Source organism: Blautia sp. OM07-19 (assembly GCF_003481595.1).
In the GTDB taxonomy this organism is placed as follows: domain Bacteria; phylum Bacillota; class Clostridia; order Lachnospirales; family Lachnospiraceae; genus Blautia_A; species Blautia_A intestinihominis.
Genome location: NZ_QULA01000008.1, coordinates 19,603 through 33,243, shown reverse-complemented (window position 1 = coordinate 33,243; position 13,641 = coordinate 19,603). Strand labels below are relative to the sequence as shown.

General features: G+C 44.8%; 13 protein-coding genes. All 13 read right to left on the bottom strand.

All coding sequences use genetic code 11. The features are described from left to right. Nucleotides 1-43: 43 nt before the first annotated feature. Nucleotides 44-2,470 (bottom strand): protein translocase subunit SecD, encoded by a 2,427-nt coding sequence (gene secD, locus DXC01_RS07745; RefSeq protein WP_118698657.1) that lies wholly within the window; start codon nt 2,468-2,470, stop codon nt 44-46. A gap of 24 nt (nt 2,471-2,494) precedes the next feature. After that, entirely contained in the window at nt 2,495-3,859 is a 1,365-nt protein-coding gene (scfB, locus tag DXC01_RS07740; protein WP_022214372.1) for a thioether cross-link-forming SCIFF peptide maturase, read from the bottom strand. A 94-nt stretch (nt 3,860-3,953) separates the two neighbouring features. Then, nucleotides 3,954-4,094, bottom strand: coding sequence for a six-cysteine ranthipeptide SCIFF (scfA, locus tag DXC01_RS07735; RefSeq protein ID WP_015541285.1), 141 nt, complete (start codon nt 4,092-4,094; stop codon nt 3,954-3,956). A 76-nt stretch (nt 4,095-4,170) separates the two neighbouring features. Continuing rightward, nucleotides 4,171-4,521, bottom strand: coding sequence for a TIGR04086 family membrane protein (locus tag DXC01_RS07730; protein WP_022214373.1), 351 nt, complete (start codon nt 4,519-4,521; stop codon nt 4,171-4,173). A gap of 64 nt (nt 4,522-4,585) precedes the next feature. Further along, nucleotides 4,586-6,247 carry a hypothetical protein gene (locus DXC01_RS07725; RefSeq protein ID WP_243111572.1) on the bottom strand — a complete coding sequence of 554 codons (1,662 nt, stop codon included), beginning with the start codon at nt 6,245-6,247 and terminating at the stop codon, nt 4,586-4,588. A gap of 316 nt (nt 6,248-6,563) precedes the next feature. Further along, nucleotides 6,564-7,154 carry a YdcF family protein gene (locus DXC01_RS07720; protein WP_118252650.1) on the bottom strand — a complete coding sequence of 197 codons (591 nt, stop codon included), beginning with the start codon at nt 7,152-7,154 and terminating at the stop codon, nt 6,564-6,566. 20 nt (nt 7,155-7,174) lie between these two features. Further along, nucleotides 7,175-7,939, bottom strand: coding sequence for an N-acetylmuramoyl-L-alanine amidase (locus tag DXC01_RS07715; protein ID WP_022214376.1), 765 nt, complete (start codon nt 7,937-7,939; stop codon nt 7,175-7,177). A gap of 69 nt (nt 7,940-8,008) precedes the next feature. Then, nucleotides 8,009-8,935 carry a DUF5688 family protein gene (locus DXC01_RS07710; protein WP_118252649.1) on the bottom strand — a complete coding sequence of 309 codons (927 nt, stop codon included), beginning with the start codon at nt 8,933-8,935 and terminating at the stop codon, nt 8,009-8,011. 249 nt (nt 8,936-9,184) lie between these two features. Beyond that, nucleotides 9,185-9,661: a low molecular weight protein-tyrosine-phosphatase gene (locus DXC01_RS07705; protein ID WP_118698656.1), complete on the bottom strand. Its 477-nt coding sequence runs from the start codon at nt 9,659-9,661 to the stop codon at nt 9,185-9,187. Between the two features lie 185 nt (nt 9,662-9,846). After that, a complete protein-coding gene (locus tag DXC01_RS07700) occupies nt 9,847-11,046 on the bottom strand; it encodes a site-specific integrase (protein ID WP_008703747.1) in 1,200 nt (399 codons plus the stop codon). Nucleotides 11,047-11,157: 111 nt separating this feature from the next. After that, nucleotides 11,158-11,391: an excisionase gene (locus DXC01_RS07695; protein ID WP_118698655.1), complete on the bottom strand. Its 234-nt coding sequence runs from the start codon at nt 11,389-11,391 to the stop codon at nt 11,158-11,160. Nucleotides 11,392-11,633: 242 nt separating this feature from the next. Next, nucleotides 11,634-12,971 (bottom strand): virulence-associated E family protein, encoded by a 1,338-nt coding sequence (locus DXC01_RS07685; protein WP_118698654.1) that lies wholly within the window; start codon nt 12,969-12,971, stop codon nt 11,634-11,636. Continuing rightward, the gene (locus DXC01_RS07680) at nt 12,940-13,584 is read right to left on the bottom strand and encodes a CHC2 zinc finger domain-containing protein (RefSeq protein ID WP_118698653.1); all 645 of its coding nucleotides are present in this window, start codon (nt 13,582-13,584) and stop codon (nt 12,940-12,942) included. The genes DXC01_RS07685 and DXC01_RS07680 overlap by 32 nt, the downstream gene beginning before the upstream one ends. Nucleotides 13,585-13,641: the final 57 nt, after the last annotated feature.

Sequence of the window (13,641 nt, the reverse complement as noted above, 5' to 3'; positions counted from 1 at the left end):
CCCGGAACAGATATCCTGCCCGGGAATATGGTTTATTTATTGATTATTCTGTTTTGTTTTCGTTATCTGCCGCTTCTTTTGCCGCTGCTTCCTGAGCTGCGAGACGTTCTGCAACTCTCTTGCGGTTTTTCTTCTTCGGCTGATTCTTATCCTTCTTGGAAGGCTGATTGTTCTGTGCTGTATTGGTCGGCTGTTTTGCAGAAGATTTGCTGGAACCTGCTGTCTTGCCAGCCAGCGCTGCCTGTGCCACGGCTTTGCCCTGGCGGCGCTTCATTACCAGCCACAGTGCACCTGTAATGCATACAGAAGAATATGCACCGCAGATCACACCTGCCATCAGAGGAGCTGCAAACTCACGGATGGAGGATACTCCAAGGATGTACAGTACTGCAACCATTACGAAGGTTGTAAAGGAAGTATAAATACTTCTTGTCAGTGTCTGTGTGATACTATCGTTTACGATCTGCTCCAGATTATCCGGATTCTTTCTTCCATGCATGTTCTCACGGATTCGGTCAAAGATGACGATCGTTGCGTTAATAGAATAACCAACGATTGTCAGCATGCAGGCAATAAAGGTATTACCTACAGAAATTCTGGAGATCGCATAGAATGCAAGAACAACCAGAACGTCATGGAGAAGTGCAAGGACCGCACTGCTCGCAAAACGGATATCCTTGAAACGGAACCAGATGTATACCAGCATGCAGAGTGTTGCAACAAGAACTGCAACGATCGCATCTCTTCTCATCTCAGAACTTACAGTAGCAGAAATACTTTCTGTTGTGATCAGGCTGTCATCTACATCGAAGTTCTCAACCAGAGCCTGATCCAGTTTCTCACGTTCTTCCTGTGACAGAGTACGTGTCTTGATCACTACCTGATTTGTTCCAGATACCTTGGTCGGCTGTACATTCTTGTCTCCTGTAACCTCTTCTACAACTGGTGTAACTTCAGAATCGATCTGCTTGATATCCATATCTTCGTTGAATGTTACTGTTGTAGCTGTACCACCGGAGAAGTCAAGTGCATAGTTTAATGCTGTTCCGCCAGTCTGATGATGAACCACCATTGCAACCGGACCGCTCAGGATCAGGATAATGGAAATAATGAAAAATACTTTACGCTTTCCAACAAAATCAACAAATTTACGCTGTTTTGCACTTCCGTAGAATTTCGGATCACGGACACCTACTGCATACAGTGCATTTACGATCAGTCTTGACACAACCAGTGCGGTAAACATAGAAACTACGATACCAATAGCCAGTGTGTATGCAAATCCCTTAACCGTACCGGAACCTAACCACATCAGGACCAGTGACGCGATCAGAGTTGTAACATTACCATCAAGGATTGCGCTGAACGCTTTGGCAAAACCTGCTTTGATGGAAGTTCTCACGGAGCTTCCTGCTGCGATCTCCTCCTGGATACGTGCGTAAATGATAACGTTGGCATCCACCGCCATACCGATACCAAGGATGATACCCGCGATACCTGGAAGAGTAAGTGTAATATCAAATGCATTCAGTGTGATCAGCACGATCGCTGTATACAGAACCAGTGCTACACCTGCAACCACACCAGGAACACGATACATCAGGATCATAAAGATGATGACGATCACAAGTCCGATCAAACCTGCCATAACGCTGGTGGAAATTGCTTCCTCACCAAGCTGTGCTGCTACTACGCTGGAACGGAGTTCTTCAAGTTCGATACTCAGAGAACCGATGCGGATATAGGAAGCAAGATTCTGTGCTTCTTCTACACCTGACATACCGGTGATCTGTGCCTGTCCTCCGGTGATTGCTTCATTTACCTTCGGAGCACTTAAGATCTGGTTATCATAAACGATTGCAATCTGTTTTCCGACATTTGCCTCTGTTGCTTCTGCAAATTTCGTCTTACCTTCATCTGTAAGAGTCAGGCTGACAGCATATTCTCTGGAACTGTTTTTGTCAGACTGGAAAGCGCCTCCCTGGGCATCCTTCACATCTGTACCTTCCAGTACTACTGATCCTGCTTCGCGGATCTCATCCAGACTTCTTGCAAGCGCATAACCGCTTCCTGTGCTTGAGAAGTTTGCATTACCGTCATCGTCTGTCTGTGTGATAAAACACAGAGAACCAGGTTTACCAAGATCATTGAGGATCTGGTCTGCATCTGTTACTCCTGGGATTTCTACTGCGATACGGTCGCTTCCTTCTTTGTACACCTGTGCTTCTGTACTGTACTGTTCTACACGCTTCTGGAGCTTGTATACAGTATCTGACATGTCTTCAGCACTTGGGTTGCTGTCTTTTGCCTGATAGGTAATGCTGACACCACCTGACAGGTCCAGACCGGTCTTGATGTTCTTTGCTGCACCGGTTCCTGTTGGTCCGAGGCCAATCCCAGCCGTGTAACACAGAAAGACTGTGATAATGGCGGTCAGGAGCAGCGCAACGATTGCTCTGTTTTTCTTCATCGTTCTTTCCTTTCCTGAATTATTTTATTCCGCTAATGCGGCCTTTATCATGATCGCGCACTCCACTCTCTTACGCTGAAGTTCGCATCCGATATCATAATTGCCATTAATATCTTTCTGGAAATGATAAGCATTGGCAGCACATCCGCCACTGCAGTAAAATCTTGCAAAGCAGTCCTTGCAGGATTCCTTTGTATATACATTACATTTGCTGAAATCGCAGCGGATCTCCGGTCTTGTGATTCCCTCGTCCACATTTCCCATAAGGAACTGTTCCTCACCAACAAACTGATGACATGGATAAAAATCACCCCACGGAGTTACCGCCAGATATTCGGTTCCTGAACCACATCCGGACAGACGCTTGTACACACAAGGACCACCGGTAAGGTCGATCATAAAGTGGAAGAAATTGAAGCCCTTGCCGGCCTTTTCCCTGGCGATCATTTCCTTTGCCAGTTTATCATATTCTTCCTTGATCTGCGGGATATCTTCTTCTCTGATCGCATAATCCTCTGTGTCAGCCGCAACTACAGGCTCTACAGAGATCTGCTTGAATCCGAGATCTGCCAGATGCAGAACGTCATTGGAGAAATCAAGATTATGATGAGTAAAAGTACCTCTTACATAATACTTGTCCTGATTTCTGGATTCTGCGAATTTCTGGAATTTCGGAATGACCAGGTCATAGCTTCCGGCTCCCTTGCGGAACGGACGCATGAAGTCATGGACTTCCTTACGGCCATCTACGCTGAGAACAACATTTCCCATCTCACGGTTACAGAACTCCATCACTTCGTCGTTGAGAAGGACACCATTCGTGGTAAGTGTGAAACGGAACTTCTTATTATGAAGTTTCTCCTGTTCTCTTCCGTAGGCAACCAGGTCCTTGACCACCTGCCAGTTCATCAGCGGCTCACCGCCAAAGAAATCAACTTCCAGGTTTCTTCTTGAACCGGAATTTGCGATCAGGAAATCCAGTGCTTTCTTTCCAACCTCGAAGGACATCAGCGCACGTCTTCCGTGATATTCTCCTTCTTCGGCAAAACAATATCGACAGGCCAGATTACAGTCATGGGCAATGTGCAGGCACAGAGCCTTAACTACGGTCTGTCGATTCTTGGTAAATTCTTCTATTACATTCTCATATGCATCTCTGGTAAAGAGCATTCCCTGCTCCTTAAGTTTCTCGCACTCGGAAACAGAAGTACGGATATCTTCTTCCGGGAAACGATCCTTTAATTTGGAAACAATTTCCTCTGCGTTCAATCCTTCTTCCATATATGGAAGCACTTCGTATGTAACCAGGTCTACCAGATGGATGCATCCACTGTTTATGTCCAGAACAATATTGTATCCATTGTTCTGATATCTGTGAATCAGACTCATCTCTCTGAAAATCCTTTCATTATAAAAACTTTTTAATCATAAGAATAAGCAGCGGATTTCACTCCGCTGCTTAACTGATTGCTTTGAACTTGCTTTATTTGTTCTCGCAGCTCTGATTTCCTACAGTACAGGAAGTTTTGCAAGCAGACTGGCAAGATGTCTGACATTCACCACATCCACCTTTTTTCACTGTGTTCTGCAGATTCTTTGTATTTAATGTTTTGATATGTTCCATATTATCATACCTCCTTATGTATAGTTATCTGGGCATAGTATAGCATAAATCCTGCTCAATTAAAAGCATTTTTTTCTTAAGATAGCATGCCTCCAAGAGTACCTCCTCCAAGGCACATACAAAGCGTTGTTATCATATGTCCCGGGCTCATATCCCAGCTTCCGCTCACGATAAAAGAAACAGTTCCCAAAAGTATGAAATAAGAGAGACCTACCAGGGCGCCCCAGCGGTATTTCTCTCTCCTGGTGATCTTTCCCGCCAGAAATCCACCAGCCATGCAGGAGATCACATAAATCACGATAATCCCAACCGTGACCGGACCTGTCCCGATATCCATCTGGAATACAAGAAATGCAAGAAGCAAAAGACATATTCCTGTCAGCGCATACGCCAGAAACAAAGATCTGAGTACTGCTTTTATTTTCATGCAGGCAACCCTCCCATATAGATTATATGAAAGGATCACCTGTATATTCCCTCGGATTTATTTATTATTTTTTTCTTTTTCTCAGATAAACGATCACACCAACGATAGCTGCTGCTGCAATTGCAAGGATCACAAATGGAAGAATGCTGGTCGTATCTCCTGTATGTACCGCTTTAACAGAACTACTGTTATCTTCCTCACTGTTCTCATCTTCGTCAGAAGAATCTGAAGAAGTCTGTGCAGTACTGTCCTCCGGTGCAGATGTAACTTCTGTATTCGTGGTATCTGCTGCTGAACTGTCTGTAGTCGTAGTTGTATCTGCTGTATCAGCGGCTGCTGAATCATTTGTATCATCTGCTACTGGTGTGAGATCCGCTGAACCGGCAGCATCCGGAGTTTCTGTCACTACTGCTGTGTCGTAGCCATCTTCCTCAATTTCCTCACCAACCAGTGTCTTACTTCCTGCAATTCCAAACGGACTGAAAGAATGTGTGCTGAAAATCATGGTACTTCCATCTACACTCGGCACAATTGTTTCCATTGCTCCGCTGTCCAGAAGATGTTCGATCGTATAGCTGTAGCCGGCTTTAACCGGAACTGTCACACTGACGTATTCTCCATCCGGAACCTCATATTCTGTATCATTCTTGAGATCCCACAGTTCAAACTCGTAGGACTGGAAGACATTTGCCTCAGATTCATTGGTAAATTCATAATCATCTCCACTGGCAACACGGAACTGAACATAGTACGGCAGGTCGATTCCTGATACGGTAATTCCATTTGCACTGTGATTTTCTTCAGCAAGTGCTGCCTTCTGAGCATCAGTCAGATCTTCCTCAAAATCTGTAGAACGGTTATCCTCTTTGATATCCTTGTCTGCACCATCAAAGATATTGTCCTTGTCAGCTTCCGGAGTCACTGTTGCCTCTGGTGTCTCGGTTGTTTCCGGTGTTTCTGTTACTTCTGGTGTCTCAGTTACCTCCGGTGTTTCAGATGGAGTGACCTTCGCATCTTCTTCGGCAGTATCTTCTGTTTTGTTGTTTTCTTCGGATTTCTGCTCTTCCTTTGTATCTGTTTTGGTTGTTTCTGACTCACCATCAGCTTCTTCTGACGGCTCCTCAGTGATTTCTGCTTCTTTCTCAGAGCTTTCTTCTTCAGCCGGAGCTGCTGTTACTTCTGGTGCTGCTTTCTGGTCATCCTCTGCTGAATCTTCCTTCTGCCCCTCATTTGCGTCGGAAGAATCCTGGTTTTCGTCATAATTATCCTGATTTTCGTCATTTTCTGTTTCGGAATCGTTATAATTTTCGTCATAATTCTCCGAAGAATCTTCATTCCACTCATCAGATTCCTCTGAATTTGATTCCATTCCACTTACAACCACTGTCACAGTGCTGTAAATTGCGTCAGATTCTCCATCCCATCCGGAAATTTTTGACAACACAGAAGAATCGTATGGTTTGAATACGACATCATACGACTGCACCCTTTCAGACGGCACGCTGGATGAATCTACCCAGGAAAGTGTTCCATACTCACTGTCCGGAAGTGAAATATCAGAAAGCGGCATTGGCTGTTCTACGGTCACGTTATCCGGGATCAGACTGCTTAACTGCACAGATGTGCTCTCAGCATAAGCCGGTGAAACTGAAACCTGTCCTGCCATAAGAGTTGCTGCAAGAGCTGCAATTGCAAAAAGATGCATATTTTTATTATTATTTTTCATAATTATTCTACCTCAATCTATTCTAAACATTATATAAATGATCAACAATTTATCCTGACCAGATGTGCTTATGTTATAATTCATTTCATTGCCCGTCCATAAAATCCGCTCAGTTATATTCTATCTATCAGTAAATTTAATTCAAATATTCTGACATTACTTTTTTCAAGATATGCCAAACTTCAATATACCAAACTTTTACCTTTTTGTAAATATTTCGTAACATAATATTTTCTTTTACGACACACGTATTATATCACAGTTCTGCTTTTTTCGACACCCCTAAATTATTTTTAGAATTTACAAATTATGGGATTTATTTTTGCATCATTATCTGAAATTGGCTGACAATTCGTTTTATCTCTGCCAGCACTTCATCAATTCCATGCTGAGTCAGTTTCCAGTTTTCTTTTGTAATTTCATCCACAGAGCAAGGGCATACCAGAAATTCTGTTTCCGGATACGCCCTCTGATAATACATAAATGCTCTTCTGGCATGATAATTCTTGCAGCACAAAATTGCTTTTTTCACTTTTAATCCGGCCTGATCTGTCACTTTTCTCGAAAAAAGTGCATTCTGCCATGTAAAAGTTGCCTCGTCTTCCCTTAAAACGGCATTCTCCGGCACGCCGTTTTTCATCAGTACATCCTTCAGGAATTCCCATTCCGTCTGGTAGGCTCCATTATATTTCTCTGCCTCTCCTGTCACTCCGGAAAACTTTCCTGCAGAAATACTGTATCTTCCACTTGGAAGAACCATCGGCGCCAGCCCCAGTCGATAAAGCTCTGCCGCTTTTTCTGCCATATAAGGGTAACTGTTTCCCGGAACAAAAATAATATCCGCCGATTCCGGCTGATTCTCCATAAAAACAAAGTTTCCTACTTCCTCCAAAAATTTCTCGTACATAAATTTCTCCTGTCTGTGTTTTATTTTGTAACGATTATCGTACTGTATCCCGCGTCCCGGAGTCTCTGTTCCATCTGGATCGCATTGCCGATCTGCTGAAAAGCTCCTACCTGAACCTTATACAGATCACCTTCATAGAGCAAAAATGCAGGAAATCCCTGATCTGTCAGCTGATACAGCATCCTGTCTGCATTTTCGCGACGCCGGAAAACTCCTGTCTGAACCCGATAATACAATGGCTGTTCTATCGTCTCATCATTCAGGGTTCCAAGAATAGATGTCGCGATCGCCTCTGCAATTTCCTTCTGTTTCTCGTCATACAGCTTATTGTCCTCATCTGAATTCAGAAATCCTGTCTCCACCAGAAGTGCCGGCATCCTGGTCTTACGAAGAACGACAAGACCTGGCCGCGCATTGACCCCCAGTTCTTTGAATCCAAGTTCACCCAGGGCTCCCACAATATTCTGCGCCATATCATATTTGATTCCACTCTTATCATATACCAGCACTTCTACTCCCTGATACTGATTCTCCTCCGGGCTGCTGTTTCTATGGAAAGAAATAAAATAATCTGCACCCGCCTCGTTTGCAATCTTCGCTTTCTCAAAAGGTGTCTGATAAATATCTGTAGTTCTAGTATACACCACATCTATCCCATTGTCTTCCAGGATCTTGCCCACTGCCAGCGTCAATTCCAGATTATCATCTTTTTCTTTTCTTTCCTTATATATAGCACCTGGGTCTGTACCACCATGGCCTGCATCCAGCACAATTTTATACGCCAAAGTCTTTCCTCCAGAAATCCTTTCTTAATATTATATGCATCCACCCGGCATTTGGCACTGTCGTTTGTATCACAAGACACTAAATGATCCTGTCTCAAGATCATAATGATAAATCTGATATGTCAGAAAATCTTCTGGCGGAGTCGTTTCATTCACGGTATCCTCCAGAACCTTTTTTAATTCTTCCGGATCTGCACTCTTTTCATTGTGGATCATCACCTCATGAATGCTGGTAAACACCATATAAAATCCTCCCCCCATCAGCTGCCCGATCCGCTCTGCCACACCGGGCAGAAAAATTGCCACAGCTCCATTCGTCCGGATTGTCGTACTGAGACAGTTCCCCAGTACATCTTTCTTCAGCTTGTAATCACATAACAGGTTCATGAAATTCTCTCCTGCATAATCCGGATCAAAAATCAGCTTTTCCCAGCAATAGATCCTTGGTGGCGAAATAAAATATGTATTCAGCAAAGCTTCCTCAAAAACCTGTTTTGGCTCCTGCTCCCACTTTTCCAACATGTGTCGTTTAATCTTAATGCTTGCACTGCTGCCATTCAGTTCTCCCATTCTCGCGTAAAGCACCAGTGCAATGTCGCCAATCGTTCTGTAAATACAGTCTTCAAGTTCTACCTGATTTTTTTCTATATTTAAAAGACGGATAAACAAGTCCTCTTTTATCTTATCATAATCCTCAAGATTTCTGGAGCGCTGAAAACATTCTGATCTTGCGATCGCATCCAGCCGCTCAACGATCTCCCGCACAATCGCTTCCATGCTCCAGCCATTTTGATATTCCCTGAACAGGTCCTGCACATACAACGCACAGACTTCCATGATTTCCTCATTCCGCTGTCTCTTCAATAGAAGCCGATCCCCCGATGTAGGTGGATATTCCGTTTCCTGCTTATAACAGATCATCTCCTCATCGTATCCTGTCGCTTCAAGTAACTCTGAACGAAGTGTTTCTACAAAACTTTCGTATGTCATTTCCATATTTAATTTCCTCGTCTTTCTGAATGTTCGGGCGAACGCCCCTGATAAATGATAGATAGAAAGGGAGCCTGACTGCTCCCTTTTAAGAGTTGCTGTATGAACAGTATATACAGATTTGAAATGTGTGTAAAGAAGTTTTCATCGACAAATTCTCCCCGTCGATGTTGAATGTCGTTGAATAAAAAAGAATCTAAACTTATTTCGAAGGTATTTGTCCATTCTGCATACTGACAAATATTACTGTTTATTTTATATAGAGCCTTTGCGCCTCAGATATTCCAGAAATCCCTCGCATCCTTCTACAATATCTCTGTATGTCAGCTCAAAGTTTCCCGTATACCACGGATCTGCAATATCCCTCGGCCGGTCTGAATAATCCAGCAGAAGACTTACTTTGTGTTCCGGATCACTGCCAAGGATCCGCAGCATGTTTCTCCTGTTCACGCCTTCCATCCCGATCAGATAATCATATTTATCATAATCCGATTTCTTAAGCTGCACCGCCCGCTTGCCCTCACAGGAAATCCCATGCTTTGCAAGCTCCCTCTGCGCCGGCGGATAAACCGGATTCCCGATTCCATTCCAGATCTCCTCCGTACTCGTCGCAGCAGACGCAATATAGAAATCCGACTGCAGTTGTTTTTTGTTGATCATGTCTTTGAAGACGAATTCTGCCATTGGGGAACGGCAGATGTTGCCGTGGCAAATGAATAATACTTTAATCATCTTTTTATATCTCCATTTAAGTCTTGTATTTCTTCTCAAACGCTTGATATTTCAGGGTTTTCCGACTTTTGAGTTTTCCTTTCTTTTCAAGGTATCTTCTCAAATCTTCTCATATTTTCTTATGTTTTTCCCTGCAATCTTGGTAAATCCATTGGTAAAGCAAGCGTCCTTACCAACGGGCTTTTTTAACTATTCGCTATCCGATATACTTCTTCCTTTGCATCATCAAAATTCACATGGGTGTAAGTGTTCAAGGTTACACTGATGTCTGCGTGACCCATGATATACTGCAAGGTTTTCGGATTCATCCCGGATTTTGCCATATTAGAGCAAAAGGTGTGCCTGCATACATGAGGGGTAACTTTCGGCATCTGGATACGGTAAATCCTGTTGTATTTCTGAATGATATGCTCCAGATACTTTTCCCAGTGAAGGGCAACCATCGGCATATCGTTTTTATCCAGAAACAAAAATCCTGCATATCCTTCCACCATCGGTTCAACTTTTGGTGTCTTGCGGTTGGCAATGATTCTGCGAAAACACGCTGCGACAGCTTCCGTCATCGGCACATAGCGGATGCCTTTGTCAGTTTTTGGTTCTTCAATTACATACTGCATCTGTGCAGTACGCTGTAACTGATGGTCTACCTTAATACGCATTTCTCCAAACTCGATTTCTGAAACCGTCAATCCACAGAACTCTGAGATACGAAGCCCTGTGTGAAAAAGAATATAGATTGCATCATAGTATCTGCTGAAATGTTTATCTTCCTGAATAAACTTCAACAAATCTCTCTGCTGCTTTCGGGTGATCGCTTCTCTGGTAACAGAATCATTGACAATGACGGAGGCAAGCTCAAATTCAAATGGATTTTTACGAAGCAAATCATCATCTACCGCCATCTGAAATGCCGGTCTGAGAACTCCCCTGATGGAATGAATGGAACTATATCCCCGCCCATCAATCTGCTGGAGCTTAATCAACCATGCCTTGGCGTCTGACAAACGCACCTTATCAATTCGCAGATTCCCAAAACTCTCTTTTTTCAGCATATTGATGACCGTTTTATACCCGGCAACCGTATTGTGACGAACTCCTGTTTTCAATGAAACATACTTTTCTACCAGTTCCAAAACAGTATAGTTGCCACCGTTGGTTACGATACGGTCAAACAAATCCGCTTCAATCTGTTTTTCTTTCTCACGCAGGGAAGGCTCCCGCTTCTTCCCCTTTGGCATTGGGTCATTCTTGTCTAAACGCCAGCTGTATACATTTTTCTCTTTTCCGTCCTCATCAATATAGCGGAACCGATACCTCCCATCTTTACGCTGGTACTCGCCCTCTCGCAAAATCCGATTACGGTTATCTCGTCTTTTCTCACTCATCGTGAACTCTCCTTTCAAAAAAAGAGAGCCAGACTTGCACTTTTATCATAGCACAAATCCAGTTCTCCGCATAGTTATATCATGTGAAATCGGTAAATCTGTCAGCTCTGTTTACACAGCAGTAGCCTGATCCAGATACCTCTCAAATTTCTCACGCTTAATGAGGGCACGATTGCCGTTCATCACATAAAAATCCTCATTGGGATGTGCATCAATAAGCGTTCTCAATTTTCCTTCGCCGATATGATAATATCTGGCTGCTTCTTCAATGGTAAGCGTATATCTACGCCACACCGGAATATCCGAGTAATTTTTTCCCTCAATATTCATCTTATTATTTGCCATAGGCAGTTATCCTCCATACATGAGAATAGCCAGACAGAGGGTGTCGGCAACGAAGTCCGGCAACGGGCTTCAAAAGACCTTGCAAACAATCTCAATCTGGCGATGGTTACTATTTATACTTTTCTTTTATTTTTCTGTTGTTTTGGTTGTCATAGGGGAGAAAAACCGACAGTTTCGGGATTTTCCCCGGCAACCGGCTCGGCAACGGGATAGCAACAGGGGGGGGCAACGGGCTGTCATTTTCAGAATGGAAGCTCCATCTGTTCTGTGACCTCCACAAAACCGTCCATTGTTTTTTCAGACGGGTTGCCGGAGTCCGTTGCCGGGTTTTCACGCTCCCAGCCCTTTTGTCTGCCATATTCGGAAAACATTCTTGGGTTTGGGAAGTACCTCCAGCGGTCAATGCACTGGTTCATAATCTCGTTGATTTCCCGGATTTCCCATTGCTTCGGCTCGTCAAAAGCATGGTTCAAGGCTTCCTTGTAGAGCTGCTTGGAACAGACCATGCTCCCGGTGTACTTATCAAGATACGCCTGTATCATTCCGGCTTTGGTGTCCTCTGGCATAAAATCCCGCTGGTGTTCTTTGAGATACCGCTGCATGGCGGGGCTGAAAGCCAGCTTGAACCTTCCGCTTCGGTAAATCTCCATCGCTTCTGCCCACATCTGCTCGATATAGGCTCTGGAAGCGGCTTCGTCCTCCAAAATGTGAACCTCGGCTTGCTCCGGGTACACCATGACGGGGATAAAGCGGCGGTTGCCGGAACGGTCAAGGGGCAGGAAGTCAAGGGCATTGGAAGTGCCGCCAAACACGCACTGACGGGGGCGGTCTGCCGGGTGGGTTTCATAAGGTATCTTGTAGACCTCTTTCTGTCGGCTTAAAAATGACTTGATTTCCTCAATGCTCTTGGCGTTGGCGGTTGCCATCATTTCCGACATTTCGATAATCCAGTGACCTTGCAGCTTGCGGTACACATTGTCATCGTCCAGCTTCCGCAAATCATCGGAGAACCACTCGTCCCGGACTGCCAGCAGACGGAAGAAAGTGGACTTGCCAGCCCCCTGACCGCCTACCAGGCAGAGCATGATTTCAAACTTGCACCCCGGCTGAAAGGCTCGTGAGATTGCACCCAGCAGGAACAGCTTCAATGCTTCATAGGTGTAATCGTCTGCGTCAGCCCCCAGAAAGTGCCGCAGGCAGAAACGGATTCGCTCTGTCCCGTCCCACACAAGGGTACTTAAATAGTCCCGGATGGGATGGTACTTGTTTTCATTCGCCACAATCCCGATGGCGTTATCAATCTTTTTCTCATTGGTAAGCCCGTAGGTTTCTTCCAGATAAAGAAGCAGATACTTCATGTCCGTATCGTTCAGGGCAGTGCTTTCCCTGTGAAAACCGATGGGCTTTATGATGTCCTTGCGGTCGGTCAGGATGTTGTATGCGATAGCCCCGGAAAGCAGCGGGTCACGCTGGAATACGGTCAGGCAGTTCCGTATGCTCTGACGGACACCGCCTTTCTCGGTAGTTTCCAGCCCCGCCTTGATTTCCTCAATGCTCTGGGGCGGCTGCATGGCGTTCATGGTGTTTTTTAGTTCTTGCTGCGTCTGCGGCTGCAAGCTCTGCCATTCGCTGTTCAAGCTGTATCACATCCTTTCCGTAGTCCGTAATCAAAGCTGCTTTTTCCTCCGTTTCCCCGAACAGCAGCACATCCAGCAGATATTCCACTTGGGCTTGCTTCTGTAAGGCTTCCACAAACCGGGGATGAACGGCTTCCTCCGGGGAGTGCGGGACATAATCCTTTCTCCATGCCCGAAGCAGGTGGAGATAATCGGCAAGGATACGGAAGCAGCGGTTCTTTGCTTCCTGAAACTGTTCTTCCGGGGATTTCTGCCGGGGCTTGGGCTTTTTTACCTTTCCCGGCGGTTTCCAGTCCTCATAGGAAATTCCAAAGTCCTGTGCCAGTTGTACGGCGGCTTCTTTCTTTCCCAGCCCATACAGGGCGGCGGTAAAATCAATCACATCCCCATCCGCACCGCAGCCGAAGCAGTGGTAACGCCGATCCAGCTTCATGCTTGGGGTTTTATCGTTATGGAACGGGCAACAAGCCATCCCGTTCCGACCTACACGGATTCCATAATGCTCCGCAGCCTGTCTTGTTGTAACGGACTGCTTCACAGCTTCAAATACATTCAAATCTATCCCTCCTTAAAAATAAGAAAAACACCTGCCATTCTCTGATTGAAAATGGCA